The sequence below is a fragment of the Streptomyces sp. NPDC002467 genome (assembly GCF_042889825.1).
Classification (GTDB): Bacteria; Actinomycetota; Actinomycetes; order Streptomycetales; family Streptomycetaceae; genus Streptomyces.
Window position 1 is genome coordinate 331081 of the sequence record NZ_JBIARJ010000002.1, and the last position, 17779, is coordinate 348859.

Annotated in this window: 13 protein-coding genes and 1 pseudogene; 2 read left to right on the top strand and 12 right to left on the bottom strand. The window is 72.2% G+C overall.

All coding sequences use genetic code 11. From position 1 onward, the window contains the following. Window positions 1-13: 13 nt before the first annotated feature. Window positions 14-2104: a hypothetical protein gene (locus tag ACFYYJ_RS04845; protein WP_389128500.1), complete on the top strand. Its 2091-nt coding sequence runs from the start codon at window positions 14-16 to the stop codon at window positions 2102-2104. A 109-nt stretch (window positions 2105-2213) separates the two neighbouring features. On the opposite strand, the gene ACFYYJ_RS04850 is transcribed toward ACFYYJ_RS04845, so the two are convergent. Next, on the bottom strand, window positions 2214-3401 hold the full coding sequence (locus tag ACFYYJ_RS04850) for an amidohydrolase (RefSeq protein WP_385365689.1): 1188 nt from the start codon (window positions 3399-3401) through the stop codon (window positions 2214-2216). After that, on the bottom strand, window positions 3398-4876 hold the full coding sequence (locus tag ACFYYJ_RS04855) for an MFS transporter (RefSeq protein WP_389128503.1): 1479 nt from the start codon (window positions 4874-4876) through the stop codon (window positions 3398-3400). Before ACFYYJ_RS04855 ends, ACFYYJ_RS04850 begins: the two co-directional genes overlap by 4 nt. Window positions 4877-5136: 260 nt before the next feature. Between ACFYYJ_RS04855 and ACFYYJ_RS04860 the strand changes: the two genes are divergently transcribed. Next, the gene (locus ACFYYJ_RS04860) at window positions 5137-6162 is read left to right on the top strand and encodes an Lrp/AsnC family transcriptional regulator (protein ID WP_389128505.1); all 1026 of its coding nucleotides are present in this window, start codon (window positions 5137-5139) and stop codon (window positions 6160-6162) included. Between the two features lie 12 nt (window positions 6163-6174). Here ACFYYJ_RS04860 and ACFYYJ_RS04865 read toward each other — a convergent pair whose 3' ends face one another. The 10 genes and pseudogenes from ACFYYJ_RS04865 to ACFYYJ_RS04910 form a co-directional block, all read right to left on the bottom strand. Continuing rightward, a complete protein-coding gene (locus tag ACFYYJ_RS04865; protein ID WP_389128507.1) occupies window positions 6175-7221 on the bottom strand; it encodes a cytochrome d ubiquinol oxidase subunit II in 1047 nt (348 codons plus the stop codon). A 4-nt stretch (window positions 7222-7225) separates the two neighbouring features. After that, a pseudogene (locus ACFYYJ_RS04870) lies at window positions 7226-7618 on the bottom strand (cytochrome ubiquinol oxidase subunit I); the annotation flags it as partial. A gap of 90 nt (window positions 7619-7708) precedes the next feature. After that, window positions 7709-8515: an SDR family oxidoreductase gene (locus tag ACFYYJ_RS04875; RefSeq protein ID WP_389129045.1), complete on the bottom strand. Its 807-nt coding sequence runs from the start codon at window positions 8513-8515 to the stop codon at window positions 7709-7711. 198 nt (window positions 8516-8713) lie between these two features. After that, window positions 8714-9520: a cyclase family protein gene (locus ACFYYJ_RS04880; protein WP_389128511.1), complete on the bottom strand. Its 807-nt coding sequence runs from the start codon at window positions 9518-9520 to the stop codon at window positions 8714-8716. A 32-nt stretch (window positions 9521-9552) separates the two neighbouring features. Further along, complete coding sequence (locus ACFYYJ_RS04885) at window positions 9553-10479, bottom strand: aldose 1-epimerase family protein (RefSeq protein WP_385127033.1); 927 nt, start codon at window positions 10477-10479, stop codon at window positions 9553-9555. A gap of 62 nt (window positions 10480-10541) precedes the next feature. Beyond that, on the bottom strand, window positions 10542-11939 hold the full coding sequence (locus ACFYYJ_RS04890; RefSeq protein ID WP_389128515.1) for a chloride channel protein: 1398 nt from the start codon (window positions 11937-11939) through the stop codon (window positions 10542-10544). A gap of 116 nt (window positions 11940-12055) precedes the next feature. Beyond that, window positions 12056-12409: a VOC family protein gene (locus tag ACFYYJ_RS04895; protein WP_389128518.1), complete on the bottom strand. Its 354-nt coding sequence runs from the start codon at window positions 12407-12409 to the stop codon at window positions 12056-12058. A 74-nt stretch (window positions 12410-12483) separates the two neighbouring features. Further along, window positions 12484-13353 (bottom strand): xanthine dehydrogenase accessory protein XdhC, encoded by an 870-nt coding sequence (xdhC, locus tag ACFYYJ_RS04900; protein ID WP_389129047.1) that lies wholly within the window; start codon window positions 13351-13353, stop codon window positions 12484-12486. A gap of 1 nt (window position 13354) precedes the next feature. Further along, window positions 13355-15745: a xanthine dehydrogenase molybdopterin binding subunit gene (xdhB, locus tag ACFYYJ_RS04905; protein ID WP_389128521.1), complete on the bottom strand. Its 2391-nt coding sequence runs from the start codon at window positions 15743-15745 to the stop codon at window positions 13355-13357. Then, window positions 15742-17223, bottom strand: coding sequence for a xanthine dehydrogenase small subunit (locus tag ACFYYJ_RS04910; protein ID WP_385364009.1), 1482 nt, complete (start codon window positions 17221-17223; stop codon window positions 15742-15744). The genes xdhB and ACFYYJ_RS04910 overlap by 4 nt, the downstream gene beginning before the upstream one ends. Between the last annotated feature and the right edge of the window lie 556 nt (window positions 17224-17779).

Sequence of the window (17779 nt, forward strand, 5' to 3'; positions counted from 1 at the left end):
GAAGGGGTTCGGGATGAATCGACGAAGAGTCCCCAGGCGACTCCGGTACCTGTTATCCGGCCTGGTCCTCGCGATGGTCACCCTCGTGCTCGGCCCCGCGGCCGGCGGCGCGTCGGCGGGTCCGCAGTGGTGGGAGCCCGTGGCGCGCCCGGTCCCGGACTCCCAGGTGGGCGTCACGGGAGAGCCGTTCACCGGGACCGACGCCCAGGGCCGGGTCCGCGGCTGGGTGGACGCGCACGTCCACCTGATGTCGAACGAGGGCTTCGGAGGGCGGCTGGTCTGCGGGAAGGTCTTCTCCCCGGCGGGCGTGGCGGACGCCCTGAAGGACTGCCCCGAGCACTACCCGAACGGCGTCCTCGCCCTCTTCGACATGATCACCAAGGGTGGTGACGGCCGGCACGACCCGACCGGCTGGCCGACGTTCCGCGACTGGCCGGCCCACGACTCCTCCACCCACCAGCAGACCTACTACGCCTGGATCGAGCGGGCCTGGCGGGGCGGACAGCGCGTCCTGGTGAACGACATGGTCACCAACGGGGTCATCTGCTCGCTGTACTTCTTCAAGGACCGCGGCTGCGACGAGATGGACGCGATCAGGCTGCAGATCCGGAAGACGTACGAACTCCAGGACTACGTCGACGCCATGTACGGCGGCGCCGGCAAGGGCTGGTTCCGCGTCGTCACGGAGCCCGACCAAGCCCGCGAGGTCATCCGGCAGGGCAAGCTCGCCGTCGTCCTCGGCGTGGAGACCTCCGAACCGTTCGGCTGCAAGCAGGTGCTGGACGGCGCCCGCTGCACCATGGCCGACATCGACCGCGGCCTCGACGAACTGCACGGCCTCGGCGTGCGCAGCATGTTCCTGTGCCACAAGTTCGACAACGCCCTGTGCGGCGTACGGTTCGACACGGGCACCACCGGCATGGCCGTCAACGCCGGCCAGTTCCTGTCCACCGGAACCTTCTGGAGCACGGAGCCCTGCACCGGCCCCGAGCACGACAACCCGATCGGCTTCGGACTCGCCGCGGGTCTGTCGGCCGAGGACCACGGAGCCTCGCCCGCCGAGGCCGAGGCCAGGATCCGCGCCGCGCTACCCGAAGGGGTCGAACTGCCGCGCTACGACGCCTCCCTGCAAGCGGCGCAGTGCAACCGGCGGGGCCTGACCGCGCTCGGCGAGTACGCGGTGCTGGGCATGACGAAGCGCAACATGATGCTGGAACTCGACCACATGAGCGTCAAGGCGGCGGACCAGGCGCTGCGCGTGCTCGAAGCCGAGCAGTACTCCGGCGTCCTGTCCACCCACGGCTGGACGGACGACAACTGGACGGAACGCGTCTACCGCCTGGGCGGCCTCGTCACCGGCCACATGTACGAGGCGAACGCGTTCACCGCCGAGGCCCGCAGGCACGCCGACCTGCGGGCGAAGTACGGCGCCGGCTACGGGATCGGCACCGACATGAACGGCTTCGCCTGGCTCCCCGGCCCCCGGGCCGACGCCGGGAACCCCGTCCACTACCCCTTCCGAAGCCCCGACGGCGGCTCGGTCCTCGACCGGCAGGTCACCGGCTCCCGCGTCTGGGACGTCAACACCGACGGCGGCGGCACCCACTACGGCCTCGTACCGGACTGGATCGAGGACATCCGGGTCACCGGCGGCCAGGACGTGGTGGACGAACTCATGCGGGGCGCCGAGGGCTACCTGCGCACCTGGGAGCGCAGCAGCGGGCACACCACCCCCTACGCGCCGCTGGTCCGCGGCTACCGCCCCCACGCCGGACACCTGGCCTCCACCCGCCCCCTGCCCGCCGGCTTCACCCACGAGGGCGTCTGGAAGGTGCTGCGGGACCCCGCGCCCGGCACGGTCCGGCTCTACGAGTGCAAGGTGGCGGAGCACTCGCTGCTGACCCCCGACCCGGGGTGCGAGGGCCAACGGCCCCTCGGCGCGGTCGGATACGTGTACACCAAGCCGGTGCCCGGCTCCGTGCCCCTCTACCGGTGCTACATCCCTTCGGCGTTCGACCACTTCGTGAGCGGCAGGGCCGACTGCGAAGGGCCGTACACGAGGGAGGGCCTGCTCGGCTACGCCATGCCGGCGGCCGGGCCCTAGCCCGACGATCCGACGACCTGACGACCTGACGACCTGACGACCTGACGCCCCGACGGCGAACGCGAGGGCGCCCCCGGCACGTGCGGCCCGGGGGCGCCCCTCGCGTCGATCAGCCTCGCGGAACGAGCCGGTCGGCCAGGCGGGCCAGCAGGGACCGGCGGTGGTCCGGATCGGTCGCGAGGTCCAGCGCCGTCCAGGCCATGGCCAGCCCCCCGTCGAGCACGGCGCGGTCGGCCTGCGCCGTGACCCCGTACCGGGTGAACTCGGGGTTGTGCATGATCGCCTCGCCGCAGTCGTAGCCGATCATCGGGTGGATGGTGGGCACGAGGTGCGAGACGTTGCCCATGTCCGTGGAGCCGCCCCGCAGGGTCGGGTCCAGGTCCTGGACCCGCCGGCCCAGGTCGCGGGCGGCCGTGAGGTAGCTGCGGCCCATCGCGAAGTCCTGGCGCAGGTCCGCGTAGTCGTTCCCGACGGTCTCCAGGGCGAGTTCGGCGCCCGTGGCCAGCGCCCCGGCCTCGAAGCAGGCCCGGATCCGAGCCTGGAGCTCGGCGAGCTCCTCACTGGTGACGGCCCGGCAGTCGTAGTCGGCCGTGGTCCGCGCCGGGATCACGTTCGCGGCCTCCCCGCCGCCGGTGACCACGCCCGAGACCACCGCGCCGGGCCGCATCTGCTGCCGGTACGCGGCGATGGCCACCTGGGCGATCATCATGGCGTCGGCGGCGTTGATCCCGCGCTCGGGCATCGCCGCGGCGTGGGCGGCCCGCCCGGTGTAGCCGACCTGCCAGCTGCTGATGGCGAGCGAGCTCATGCCCACCGAGTCGGACGGTGCGGCGTGCACCATCATCGCGGCGGCCACGTCGTCGAAGGCGCCCTCGCGCAGCATGTCCACCTTGCCGCCGCCGGACTCCTCGGCCGGTGTGCCGAGCAGCTTGACGGTGATGCCCAGCTCGTCGGCGAGCGGGGCCAGCGCCAGGGCGGCGGCGACGGAGGCGGCCCCGTTGACGTTGTGGCCGCAGGCGTGGCCGATGCCGGGCAGTGCGTCGTACTCGGCGCAGATGCCGATGACGAGCTCGCCGCTGCCGGCGGTGGCGCCGAACGCGGTCGGCAGTCCGTACGCGCCCCGGGTGACCTCGAAACCGGCCCCCTCGACGAGGTCCGCGATGCGGCGGGCCGCGCGGTGCTCCTCGTAGGCGAGCTCGGGATCGGCGTGCAGCGCGTGGCTGAGGCCGATGACCGCGTCCCGGTGCGAGGTCAGGACGGTGCGGGCGCGTTCGCGCAGCAGGTCGGTGGCGCTCATCGGCCCACCTGCCCGGTGCCCGCGGTGCCCGCGGTGCGCGGCCTGCGGTAGACCAGGGCGATGGCGGCGCCGGCCACCGAGACCAGGGCGCACACCGTCCAGGTGACGGTGTAGGCGCTCAGCTCGGGCAGCGGCCGCCCGGCCGGGGTGCGGGAGGCGAAGACCGTCAGCACGGCGGCCGCGCCGATGGAACCGCCGACGTTGATCAGGAGCTCGTTGATGCCGGAGCCCACCGAGGTGCGGTCGTGCGGTACGGACTCCACGGCGAGCGTACGGGTGGAGTGCTGGAGGAAGCCCGTGCCCAGACCCGCCACGGCGGTGCCCGCCAGGAAGAGGGCCAGGTCGCCGTGGAAGGACAGCGACAGCACGTACCCGGCGGCCATCAGCAGCGAGCCGGTGACGAGCGTGAGCCGGTCGCTGATCGCGGCGGCCACGGCCGGAGCGACCAGCGCACCGAGGGCCAGGGCCAGCAGGTTGGGCAGCATGCCGACGGCGATGGCGAAGGGGCCGAGGCCCAGCCCGTAGCCGTACGTCGCGGGGTCGGTCCCCATGAACACCGCGTTGGCGACCTGGAGCCCGATCATGCAGAAGGTGAAGGTCAGGGTGACCAGCGAGACCACGACGACACCCCGGCGGCGGAACATCGTCACGTCGATCATCGGCTGCGGGGTGCGCAGCTCCACCCGCACCCAGACCGCGGTGACGAGCGCGCCGCCGACGAGGCAGCCCAGGGTCCGGACGGAGGTCCACTCCCAGCCGGGCGTGCCGCCGAGGCCGAGGCCGAGCATCACGGCGGTCAGGCCGACGCACAGCAGCACGCCGCCCGCCCAGTCGATCCGGCCGCCCGGCCGGTGGTCCGACTCGGGCAGCAGCGGCCAGGTGATGGCGAGGGCCAGGCCGGTAGCGACGGCGGGCACCCACAGGGCCGCGGTCGGACTGTCGACGGCGCCGGCCACGAAACCACTGGCCACGAGCCCGAGGGCGAGGCCCGCGACGAGCGCGGCGACCATCACGCTGATCCCGCGCCGGCTTTCGGAGTCGCCGCCCCGGCTGCGGTTGCGCAGGATGCCGACCAGCAGCGGGAAGAAGCCGGCGAACGCGCCCTGGAGGATCTGGCCGCACAGCAGGGTGCCGAAGTCGCGGCTGAGGCCGACGAGGACCGAGCCGAGCAGGACGATCAGCAGGTTCCAGCGCAGCACGCGGCGGTGGCCGTAGAGGTCGCCCATCCGGGACAGGACCGGAGTGAAGGCGACGCTGGCCAGCAGGTTCGCGATGCTGATCCAGTTCAGGTCGGCCGCCGTCACGCCCAGCGTGTCGGTGAGACCGCGCAGCAGGGGCGAGAGGAAGCCCTGGGTGATGCCGCTGGTGAGCTCCACGAGCATGACGGAGGCGATGACGGCGCCCGCGGGGGTCGCGCGGAGTGCGGAGCAGGCCCCGGCGGGGGAGTGCGAGGGTCTGGCGTCCGTGTCCGTCATACGTATCACCTGTTCGGGGAACGGGCCGTGCGGCCGAGGCAGGGGGAGGGCGGTCCGCCCGCGGGGCGGATTCCGCACCACAATGTCCGGTGCGGGCCGTGCCCCGGGCAAGAGTGGGGCCGATAATCGGGTGAACGCGGCACTCACCCATCATTCGGCGGCGGATTCCGGCACACCGGGGGTCGTGCGGACGCGGCTCGGACAGCCGTCGACGGGGCCGTGGCGCGGTGTCGTACCGTCCGGCGGTTGGGAGGCCCTCGATGAACACCGGTGTTCCGGGCGCGACGCAGCGCCCGCCCCACCCCGCCGACCTGCCCGAGCTCGACGCCGTCGACCACGCGGTGCTGCGCGCCCTGCACCGCGATCCGCGCGCCGCCTTCGCCGACGTGGCCGAGGCGGCCGGGGTGCACGAGCGGACGGTCGCCCGCCGCCTGGAGCGGATGACCGCCACGGGCCACGTCCGCTTCACCGCGGCCCTGATCCCCGAGTACCAGGGCGAGGGGATCACGGCGGAGCTGGCCGTCCGCTGCGCCCCCGGCCGGGTCCACGAGACGGCGCTGGCCATCGCCCGCCGGCCCGAGACCCGCTCCGTGGAAGTGGCCACCGGCGCCCTGGAGGTGTTCGCCGAACTCAACGCGCCCGGCCACGACGCCCTGTTGACCCTCGTGGACTCGGTGATCGGCCGGCTGGACGGGGTCGTGGACATCCACTCCAGCGTGGTCCTGCGGCTGCTGCTCACGGCCAGCGACTGGGCGCCGTACGACGAGGAGCCCACCGGGGTGCGGCGGCTGGCCATGGCGGGGCTGGAGGTGCCCGCGCCGCTCACGGTCGACGACCTCGACCGGCGACTGGTCGCGCTGCTGGGCGCGGACGCCCGGATGTCGACCACCCGGCTCGCCCGCGAGCTGCGGGTGAGCGAGACCACCGCCCGGCGGCGCCTCGCCCGGCTGATGACCTCGCACATCCTGCACCTGCGGCTGCACGCCGATCCGGCGGTGCTGGGCTATCCGGTGGAGGCCCGGTTCCGCGTCGGGGTGGCGCAGAGCAGCCTCGACGCGGCGGTACGTCAGCTGGCCCACGAACCCGCGGTGCGGCACCTGGTGGTCACCACCGGGGCCGCCGGACTCCTCGGCTACTCCAGCCACCGCGACCTGGCGGACCTGCACGCCTTCACGGCCCGGGTCTTCCCCCGACTCGGCGCCGGCACCCAGGTGGAGACGGCCCTGCTGATGCGCACGTACAAACGGGCCGGGGTCGCCGAGCCGACGGCCGGCGGCCCGATGTGACCGGGTCCCCGCTCACGGCCGCTCGTCACCCCGCACGGGGCCGGGCCCGCTCAGGTCGGACTCGGTGAGGGGCTCCAGCTCGCCGTGGGTGTCCAGCCAGTAGAGGAAGAAGACGGCCGGGGCGACGAGCAGCAGGGAGACGAGGCTGACCACCGTCAGCCAGACCAGCGTCTGCGGATCCCCCGCGGCGTCCGCCACGGACAGGGAAGTGGGGATCAGGTAGGGGCGCTGCGCGAGCCCCCAGGCGAGGACGCCCGCGACGACGGTGCCGACGGCGCCGAAGCGGGCCAGGTGCGTCCGGCGCCGCAGCACGAACAACGCCGTCGCGGCGAAGCACACCAGGGACACGATCGCGAGGGCGAGCCCCGCGCCGTGCGTCAGCCCGTGCCAGACGTGCGGGGAGTCGCCCCGGGTCACCACGAGCACCCACACCGCCGTCAGGGCCACCGCGACGAGTGCGAAGAGCGAGCGGAGCCGGAAGTAGCCGACCAGGTCGGGCGCGTCGAAGCGGGCGGCGTCGGCGGTCAGGAACACGGCACCGAGCAGCGCGGTGGCGGCGACGGTGAGCACCCCGAAGGCGAGGGACGCGTGGTTGGCCCACGCGTCCGCCGAGGCCTCGGTGCCCGGCGCGATCCGGCCCGTGGCGATGGCCCCGACCGCCGCCCCGAGGAAGAACGGCGTGAGCAGGGAGGCGACGGCGAAGGCGGCGCCGTAGAGGCGTCGCCGAGCCGGCCGCCGCGCGGGTTTGCGCAGGGCGAATCCGGCGCCGCGCAGGACCATGCCGAGGGCGGCCAGGGCCAGGGGGAGCCACAGGGCCGTGAACACCGTCTGGAACATCACCGGGAACCCGGTCCACATCAGGACCAGGACGAAGACCAGCCAGACGTTGTTGACCTCCCACACGGGCGCCATGGCGTGGTCGATCAGCCACCGGGGGCGCTTGCCGCGCTCGGTCCCGCCGGCCGTCAGGTCCCAGAAGCCCGCCCCGTAGTCGGTGCCGCCGCCGCAGGCGTACGCGGCCACCGCGAGCAGGAGCACGAGCGCGACGAAGCCGGCCATGATCCAGCCTGCGCCAGCCGTACAGGTAGATGGCGATCAGCACCCCTTCGAGGAAGAACGCCCAGGCCTCGACGCCGAAACCGATGCCGAAGACATCGCCCCACCTGCCCATCAGCCCAGGCCAGAGCAGCCCGAACTCGAAGGACAGCACGGTGCCGGTGACGACGCCGATCGCGAACTGCACGGCCATCACGGCCGACCAGCGCCGGGCCAGCAGCAGCGCCGTGGGGTCGTTCCGGCGCAGGCCGCGGTGGTGCATGACGAGGGTGATGAGCGGCAGCGCCACTCCCATCGGCACCAGGATGATGTGGGAGGCGAGGGTGAACGCCATGAGTTCCCTGGCCGGGAGCAACTGGGCGGGGCTGTCCGCCGCCAGCAGGTGGACCGTGGTGTGCATGCGTTCCTTTGCCGCTCGGGATCACGGGCCGGACGGGGCCGAGTCGTGGGGCCGGGCCGCGGGCCGGGCCGCGGGGCTCGGACGCCGGGCTCAGCCGCCGGTGGCGAAGCCGGGGAAGAGGGTCATGCCGCCGTCCACGTAGAGCGTGGTGCCGACGACGTAGTCCATGAGGTCGGATGCGAGTCCGACGGCCGCGTGGGCGATGTCCTCGGGGTCGCCGATCCGGTCGTACGGGATCAGCTTGAGCAGGTCCTCCCGGGCCGCCTCGGTCTCCCACGCGCTCTGGTTGATCGGCGTCCTGATGGCGCCCGGGGCGATCGCGTTCACACGGATCCTCTTGGGCGCGAGCTCCTGGGCCAGGGTCTCCATCAGCATCTGCACGCCCCCCTTGGAGGCGGCGTAGTTCACGTGTCCCGCCCAGGGGATGATCTGGTGCACGGAACTCATGCAGATGATCTTTCCGGCCGCGTGGGACACCTCGGGGACCACGCCGCGCCGCAGGAACTCCTTCGTCGCCTCCCGCGCGCACAGGAACTGACCCGTGAGGTTGACGTCGATGACCTTCTGCCACTCGGCGAGCGTCATCTCCATGAGCGCGGCATCACGCTGGAGGCCGGCGTTGGCGACCAGGATGTCGATCGTGCCGAACTCCCGGACCATCCGGTCCATCATGGCCACGACCTGGTCCTCCTGGGACACGTCCGCCTCGTACGCGGCCGCGCGCACGCCGAACGAGGTGATCTCCTCGACCACCTTCTCGGCTTCCTCCGCCCCGGAGACGTAGTTCACCACCACATCGGCCCCGGCCCGGCCCAGGCCGATGGCGGTGGCCTTGCCGATCCCGCTGTTGGCGCCGGTGACCAGCGCCTTCTGACCCTTGAGCAGGTGAGCGGGAATCACTCCCCGCGGTCCGCTTCGGTGGGAACTCAACGTAGACCGCCTCCTCGAATGCCCGGCCCGGCCCGCCGGACCGCGGCTCGGCAGCGTCCGAAAGCCAGCCAAGCACCGCCTCCGCGGCCCCGCGTCCCGGGCGAGGCGTTCTTGGGCCACGCGGCCGAGCACCGCCGCCCGGTCGGAGGACACGGCGGGCCGGCGTCAGCCCAGCCGTTCCGGCAGGTGGTCGCCCACCCGCAGGGCGTTCGCGATCGCCGTGGGCGACGGGTTGACCGCTCCGATGCTCGGGAAGAAGCTCGTGTCGCCGTCCGAGCCCAGCGCGGAGACCCGCCGCTCGGCCAGGAACCGCACGGCCGTGGGATGGAGGCCGGCCCGGGCCCGCGCGGCGTCCCACGCCCCGAGCTCCCGGCGCCGCGGGCGATGCCCCACCCGAACGAACAACACGTCCCCCGGCCCGACCCGCACCCCCTGGGCCGCCTCCGCCGCCGTCAGGTCGGCGGCGGTCACGTGCTCCCCGGGCTCCAGCCATGGCACCCCCCGCAGCCGCGGCACGTCCAGGAGCACGCCACGGCCGACGATGCCGTCCCGGACGACCTCGACGGAGAGCGCGCCGGCGCCCTCGGAGGTGACGTTGCTCGCCGGCACGCCGTTGTAGAGCGTCCCGTCGAACAACACGTGGCACAGCGCGTCGAGGTGGCTGTCCGCGTCCCCGTGCACCTTCATCGCGAACCGGTCGAGCGCGAAGTGCAGCCCGTCGCCGCCGGTCGCACCCGTCTCGCCCGCGGGGGGCGCGATCATCCGGTGGCGGGCCGGTTGGGGATCGTCCGGGCCGACCTCGGTCTCGATGGGCGCGGCCAGGGACACCGTACGTCCGGAGCGGACCTCGGCGGCAGCGGCCACGACGCGCTCGGGCGTCAGGTGCCGCAGCGCGCCGCGCCGGTCGTCGGGTGCGCTCGGACCACGCCCGCGCAGCTCCTCGTACGGCGCGCGGAAAGCGTCACCGGTCATGGGCCGCGACGTCGACGCACCGGCGCCCGGCGTCACCAGGCTCCCCACGGGGCCAGGGCCCACCGGAAGACATGACCGTCGCCCGGTCGCAGGACGGTGAGCGCCGTACCGCTGCGGAATGCGTCCGCCGGGCAGGACATCGGCTCGATGGCCACCCCACGACGGCGCCGCCCGGGCTCCGACAGCGTGTCCCCGGTGTACACCTGCACGTACTCGACGCCGCGGAGGAGCCGTACGTCGACGCCGCGGTCCCCCGAAGGGTGCGCCAGCCGTACCGCGCAGTCGCCGGCGGAGTCCCGGTCGAGCCCCGTGAACGCGGTGTCCAGGTGCTGCTCTCCGATGGGGCGGGCCGTGCGGAAGTCGTACGCCGTGCCCTCGACCGGCTCCTCGCCGATCGGCACGCCGTGCTCGTCGGCGTCGAGCCGGAGCCGGGCCGGGACGGTCAGCAGCGCGTCGTCCACCAGCTCGGTGCCCACGGTCAGATAGGGGTGCTGGCCCACCCCGTAGGGCGCGGCGGCGTCCCCCGGATTGCCGGCGGTGACGGTGGTCTCCAGCCCGTCAGGGCCCAGCCGGTACTCGGCGGTGACCTCCAGCCGGAACGGGTACCCGGGCTGCGGGAAGAGGGTGGTGCCCACCGTGAGCGACTCCTCCGCGCGGGCCAGCAGCCGCCACGGGACCCACCTCAGCAGGCCGTGGATCGCGTTGCCGTTCTCCGGCTCGGTCAGCGGCAGTTGCAGCTCCCCGCCGCCGAACGGGTAGCGCCCGCCTGCCACTCGGTTCGGCCACGGCACGAGGAGCTGCCCACGACCGCCGGTGACCGGCTCGTCCTCGGCGAACCCGTCGAGGAGCGACCGCCCGCCCACCGAGTACGCGCGCAGGCCGCCGCCCAGCTCGACCACCACCGCGGCCTGCTCGCCGCGGCGCAACGACCATTGTTCTCCCGATGCCGTGGGGGGCATGCGCGGCTCCTCGGTGTGCGACGGAGGTACGGCGGAAGTACGGCGGAAGTACGGCGGAGGGCTCAGGCGGGACCGGCCGCGCCCGCCGCGCCGGGGGCGGGGGGAGGGGCGGCCTGAGGCTGCGCGGGGGCGCCGGCGGTCCGGTGCGCGGAGCGGCGCGTCAGCAGCTGGCTGGTCACGAAGGACACGACGGTCGCCAGGACGATCACCGGGGTCATGGCGGCGCTGTCGAGCACCAGGACGACGAGCACGATGGTGCTGACGGGCAGCCGCAGGGCACTGGCGGTCGCGGCCGCCATCCCCGCGGCCATGGCCGGTACGACCCCCAGACCCGGCAGCGGCGCGAGCAGCACGCCCGCCGCACCGCCCAGGAACAGGGACGGGAACACGGGGCCGCCCCGCAGGCTGCCCAGGCACAGGGCGTAGGCGGCGCCGGCACACAGCAGTACGGCGATCAGGTCCCCGACGCTCCAGCTGTGCGGATCGGCGGCCAGCCGGCCCAGCGTGGCCTGGCCGGAGGACGCCACGTCGGCGGGCGTCCGGCCGGTGGTGAGCGCGTACACGGCGCCGCAGACACCTGCCGCCACGGCGCACAGGGTGGTGCGCAGGACGGTGCGCTTCTCGACGAACCGCGCGGTCAGCTGCCCCCCTTGCATGATCAGGTGGATGGCGGCGCCGATGGCCACGGCCATCAGGACCGCCCAGATCACGTCCCCGGCGTCGAGGCGGGCGGCGGGCGCTCCGACCTTCATGGAGAGGCTGGGTGCGTCGAGCCCCGTCCACCGGCCGAAGCCGGTGAAGACGAGTGCGCCCACGCCGCTCGACAGCAGCGCGGGCAGCATGACCGCGAACAGCTGGGGCCCGCCCACGCCGGCCACCTCGATCAGCAGCACCGCCGCGACCAGCGGACTCCCGAAGATCACCGCGATCGCCGACGCCGCCCCCGCCGCGCCCAGCAGCGCCGTGCTCAGGGGGCTCGCCGGGATCCGCGCCAGGTCCCTGAACAGGAGGGCCAGGCCGCCGCCGAGGGCGATCAGGGGGGCCTCCGGGCCGAGGGTGGCGCCGAGGGGAAGGCTGAGCACGGCGGCGAGGACCACGCCGGGCAGGGCCTTGGGCGAGGCACCGCCCGTGTGCAGCCCTCCGGCGGGGATGTGGCCGCCCCCGCCGGGCATTCGGGTGACCACCAGCCCGACGGTCACACCGGCGACGAGCAGCAGCGGCAAGGGCCACCACCACGGCGGGACGTCCCAGCCGAGGGACTCCGGCAGGACGTCCCACATCAGCTTTTCGAGCTGGTGGAGCCCGACCAGGAACCAGAACGCCACCAGCGACACCGGGATGCCGATGAGGGCGCAGAACACGAGGGTCTTCAAATAGCCGGGACTGCGCAGCAGTTCACCCAGCAGGTTCGCCTCTTCGGGCTGTTTCGCTTCGGAAGGCCCAGTCTCGGTTCCGGACAACCGCAACCACTCCTCACGAGCAACGGCACACGGCGGGGGGCAGCCCGCCAGGCCATTCCAACATCAGGTCGCGGAGTTCGCATGCCAGGAGGTGTCACAGGAGGTGTCAGGACGTGTCAGGCGGGCTGCCACAGCTCGACGCGGTTGCCCTCGGGATCGGTGACCCAGCCGAACCGGCCGACACCTGCCATGTCCTGGGTCTCCGCGTCCACGTCCGCGCCCTTGGCGCGCAGCTGCGCGAGCATCGCGTCCAGGTCGCGGACGCGGAAGTTGAGCATGGTCTGCTGGGCGCGGGCCCCGAAGTAGTCGGTTCCGGACTCGAACGTCGCGAACACCGTGGGCCCGGCCTCCTGGCGCCACAGGCCGTGTTCGTCGGCGTCCAGGCCCAGGCGGTCGCGGTACCAGGCGGCCAGGGCCGCCGGGTCGCCGGCACGCATGAAGTACCCGCCGATTCCCAGTACGCGTTCCATGGCCGCCATCCTGCCAGGAAAGCACTCGGGCCCGCCCGCGCAAGGCTGCGCGAGCGGGCCCGAGCCACTCGTTGTCACACGCGGTTGGCGACCGGCGTCTGCGGCACCACCGGGGGCACCGCGTTCGAAACCGCCCACTGCCGGTCCTGTTCGAAGGTCCGGAGCAGGTCCGCCGCGACGCTGACCGCGATCACGGCGGGTTCCTTGCCGGTGATCTCGGTGAGTCCGATCGGGGTCTTGATCCGATCGATGGTGGCCGCGTCGTGGCCGCCCTCATTGGCCAGGCGCTGCCGGAACCGCGCCCATTTGGCCGAGGATCCGATCAGGCCGACCGAGCCGAGACCGCTGGTGCGCAGAGCTGCGTCGCACAGCGCGGCGTCCTCGGCGTGATCATGAGTCATGATCAGGACGTGCGTGCCGGGCGGCAGCTCCGAGAGCACTTCCTCGGGAAGCAGCAATGTGTGGTGCACGTTGACTTCCGCCACCGCGTCCGAGAGCACACCGAGCCGTTCGTCGGAAAGCATCTCGGGGCGGGTGTCGATCAAGTGCAGGTCGAGGTTGTGGCGGGCCAGGATACGGGCCAGCTCCAACCCCACATGCCCCACGCCGAAGATCGCCACCGCTTCGACCACCGGGAGCGGCTCGACGAGCACGCTCACGGCCCCACCGCAGCACTGGACGCCGTGCCGGCTGGTGACCTTGTCGTTGAGGGCGAACTCCATGAGTTCCGGTTCCGGATCGGGCGTGCCGATCAGCTCGCGGGCCCGATCGATGGCAACGGCCTCGATGTTGCCGCCCCCGATCGAACCCCAGGTCTCATTGCGACCCACGACGAGCTTGGCGCCGGCCTTGCGGGGCGCGTGGCCGCGCACGGTCGCGACGGTCACGAGCGCTCCGGCTTCCCGGTTCGCTCGCAACCGCGCGACCGCGGCCACCCACGTCATGTCAGACATTGCTCAAGGCGGCCGTGTCAGCGGAGATCTCGCTGACGTCCAGCTTCGCGTCGGCCGCACGCGCGTTCTGGATGGCCCAGAACACCGCCTCGGGCGTCGCAGGGGCACCGAGCTCCAGGCTGAGACCGCTCGGCCCGAACGCCGCGGCGGCCTGACGCAGCGCCTCGCGGACCGAGAACGCCAGCATCAGCGGGGGCTCGCCGACGGCCTTGGAGCCGTAGACCGCACCCTCTTCCGAGGCGTTCTGCAGCAGCGAGACGTTGAACTCCTCGGGCATCTCCGAGAAGCTCGGCAGCTTGTACGTGCTCGCCGCCTGCGTCAGCAGACGACCGCGGTTCGGACCCTCGGTGGTGTCCCACCGCATGTCCTCCAGCGTCAGCCAGCCCGCGCCCTGGACGAAGCCGCCCTCGACCTGACCGATGTCGATCAGCGGGGAGAGGCTGTCGCCCACGTCGTGGATGATGTCCACGCGACGGAGCTTGTACTTGCCGGTGAAGCCGTCCACCTCGACCTCGGCCGCCGCGGCGCCGTAGGAGAAGTACTTGAACGGGGAGCCCCGGAACGTCTGCGCGTTCCAGTGCAGACCCTCGGTGCGGTAGAAACCGGCCGCCGAGAGCTGGACCCGCTGGAAGTACGCGGTGTGGACCAGGTCGTCCCAGGCCAGTTCCTTGTCGCTGCCGAGGACGCGGGCGACGCCGTCGACGATGCGCACGTCCGAGGCGTTGCCGCCCAGCTGGCCCGCGGCCACCTGCTGCAGCCGCGCGCGCAGCTGCTCACAGGCGTTCTTGATCGCACCGCCGTTGAGGTCCGCGCCGGAGCTGGCCGCGGTGGCGGAGGTGTTGGGCACCTTGTCGGTACGCGTCGGGGCGAGGCGCACCTTGTGCAGCGGGATGCCCAGCGAGGTCGCGGCCACCTGCATCATCTTGGTGTGCAGGCCCTGGCCCATCTCGGTGCCGCCGTGCGTGATCAGGACGGAACCGTCCTTGTAGATCAGCACGAGAGCGCCGCCCTGGTTGAAGGCGGTGAGGTTGAACGAGATGCCGAACTTGATGTTCGTGATCGCGAGCGCCCGCTTGGTGTGCGGGTGCGCTGCGTTGAACGCCGCGATCTCGCGCTTGCGGTCGGCGATGCCGGCGTTCTGCTGGATCTGGTCCCAGATGAGGGAGATCCGCTCGGCCTGCGTGACCGGCTGGCCGTACGGCGTCGTCTGACCCAGGTTCGGCTGGTAGAAGTTGCGCTCGCGCAGCTCCATGGGGTCCAGGCCGAGCTGCGGCGCGACGCGGCCGAGGATGTCCTCCATCACCAGCATGCCCTGGGGGCCGCCGAAGCCGCGGAAGGCGGTGTTGGAGACCTTGTTGGTCTTGGCGATGCGACCGGCGACACGCGCGTTGGGGATCCAGTACGTGTTGTCGATGTGGCACAGCGCGCGAGCCGTGACGGGCTCGGACAGGTCCAGGCTCCAGCCACCGTCGGAGGTCAGCGTGGCGTCCAGGGCCTGGATGCGGCCCTGGGCGTCGAAGCCGATCTTCCACTTGGCGTGGAAGCCGTGGCGCTTGCCGGACATGGTCAGGTCCTGGGTGCGGTTGAGCCGCAGGCGGACCGGACGGCCGGTGAGCTTGGCACCGAGCGCGGCGATGGCCGCGAAACCGTGCGGCTGCATCTCCTTGCCACCGAAGCCGCCACCCATGCGCAGGCACTGCACAGTCACTTCGTGGCTGTGGATGCCGAGCACGTGCGCGACGATCTCCTGGGTCTCCGAGGGGTGCTGGGTGCTGCTCTGGATGAACAGCTGACCGTTCTCGTCGATCAGGGCGAGTGCCGCGTGCGTCTCCAGGTAGAAGTGCTCCTGGTCCTGGAACTGGAACTCGCCCTCGAAGACGTGGGCGGACTCCTCGAAGCCGGCGTCGATGTCGCCGGTCACCATCAGGGGACGGGCGCCGTGGAAGGCCTCCGCCGCGATGGCTTCCTTGAGCGTCATGATCGACGGCAGGTCCTCGAGCTCGACCTCGACGGCGGCGGCACCGAGACGGGCGGCCTCCAGGGTCTCGCCGAGCACCCAGGCCACGGAGTGGCCGTAGTACTGGACCTCGTCCGGGAAGAGCGGCTCGTCGTGCTTCATGCCGGCGTCGTTGACACCGGGCACGTCGGCGATGGTGAGCACACGGACCACACCGGGCACCGCGAGGGCGGCCTCGGTGCGCAGCGCCGTCACCTTGGCGCGGGCCTTCATGACCTGGACCGGGTAGGCGTGCAGGACGTCCTTGGTGCGGTACACGAGGTCGTCCGTGTAGAGCGCGGCACCGGTGACGTGCAGGTTCGCGCTCTCGTGCGGCATGGATACGCCGACGACGGGCTTCTCGGGGATCTCGGACAGATGGCTCATGACGACACCGCCTCAGGGGTCTCTGCGTACAGCTTCAACAGGCTCTGGCCGAGCATCGCGGAGCGGTATTCGGCGCTGGCGCGGTGGTCGTTCATCGGCGTGCCCTCGGCCTGCAGCAGCTGGGCCGCGGCCTCGACGGTCTCCGCCGACCAGGGCTTGCCCTCGAGGGCCGCCTCGGTGGTGAGGGCGCGGATCGGGGTGGCCGCCACGCCGCCGAGGCCGATGCGGGCCTTGGTGACGATGCCGTCCTGGATCTCCAGCGCGAAGCCGACGGCGACGCTGGAGATGTCGTCGAAGCGGCGCTTGGCGATCTTGTGGAAGGCCGTGACGGGCGACAGCGGGAGCGGGATCCGCACCGCGCGGATCAGCTCGCCGGGACGGCGCACGGTCTGCCGGTAGCCGGTGAAGTACTCGGCCAGCGGGACCACGCGCTCGCCGTCGGCGTCGGCGAGGACCAGCGACGCCTCCAGCGCGAGCAGGACCGGCGGGCTGTCACCGATCGGGGAGCCGGTACCGAGGTTGCCGCCGAGGGTGCCGCTGTTGCGGATGAGGCGGGAAGCGAACTGCGGGAACAGCTCGGCCAGCAGCGGGACGCTGCCGTCGAGGCGACGCTCGATCTCGGTGAGCGTGACCGCGGCGCCGATCTCGAGGTAGTCGTCCTCGAACTTCAGCTCACGCAGCTCGGGCAGGCGGTCGATCGCGACCACGAGGTCGTCCCGGCGGGAGCGGATGTTGATCTCGACGCCGTAGTCGGTGCTACCGGCGACGAGGACCGCGTTCGGCTGCTCGCGGAGCAGTCGGGTCACCTCGGCCAGGGAGGCGGGGCGCACGAAGGTGCGGCCGTCCTGGGTGTACTCGGTGACGGCGGGCTCGGGAGCGGGCTGCTCGCGGCGCTGGGCCAGCGGGTCGTCCTCGGTGGGCTCACCGACGGCGTACGCGGCGTCGCGGATCGGGCGGTAGCCCGTGCAGCGGCACAGGTTTCCGCTCAGCGAGTGCAGGTCGAAGCCGTTCGGGCCGTGCTCGGCGTCGCCCTCGGCGTGCGAGTCGTCGGCCTGGTCCCCGCAGGTCTGGGCGCAGCGGCCCGGACGGTAGTACTCGGAGGCCATGCTGCAGATGAAGCCCGGGGTGCAGTAACCGCACTGCGAGCCACCGCGGACGGCCATCTCCTGCTGCACCGGGTGCAGCGTGGGGGCCTCGCCGGCCTCGCCGGGCGTCGCGAGACCCTCGGAGGTGATGACCTCCTGGCCGTCGAGTGCCGCGGCCGGGACCAGGCACGCGTTGACCGCGACCCAGTCGGTGGGCTTGTCCACTCCGGGACGGGCGACCAGGATGGAACAGGCGCCGCATTCACCCTCGGCGCAGCCCTCCTTGGTACCGGTCAGGCCGCGCTCGCGCAGGAAATCGAGCACCGTGGTGTGGGGTGCGGAAGGGGAAAGCGGTGTTTCTTTCCCGTTTACCGTGATGCGCGCCTCTACCATGGCACGTCCTCATTTCGGGGCGCGGTCGATCGGACTACCCTAGTCGCCATTTTAGGAGCTTTCTTTTTCGTTGGCGCAGCTCTGGAACCAGGAGAGCGCCAAATCGGCACGCGAGACGCGCCGCAGGTGGTGACAGAGATGGAAACGTCCCGGGGCCCTGGAACGGGCACGCCGGACAAACGGCTGCTAAGAGCCGTGTGCTACTCGACCCGGAGCCCAGGCGATCTGGTGAGCGAGACGAAGAAGTTCGGAGATGGTCGACATCCGGCTTCGCCTCCTTCCAGCAGCTCACGAGTAGGTACGGTCGAAAGTACGTGCCCGTGGGTGCATCGGTCAAGCCGGTGTCGGTTGATTCCCTGAAGACAAACGGCCTTGTGCCGTGCGTTTTTGTACGACCGACCAACCCGATTAGTCGCGTTCCGTCGATTCGCTGACTTGTGCCCGATGGCGAGTACCGGATTCTTCGGTTCCGGGTCATCGGTCCTGGGCCTCGCCCAAGGTTCCCCTGAGCCTGCTCGACCCGCCTGAGCAGGTGTTTTGTCGTGATGGGGGTCGG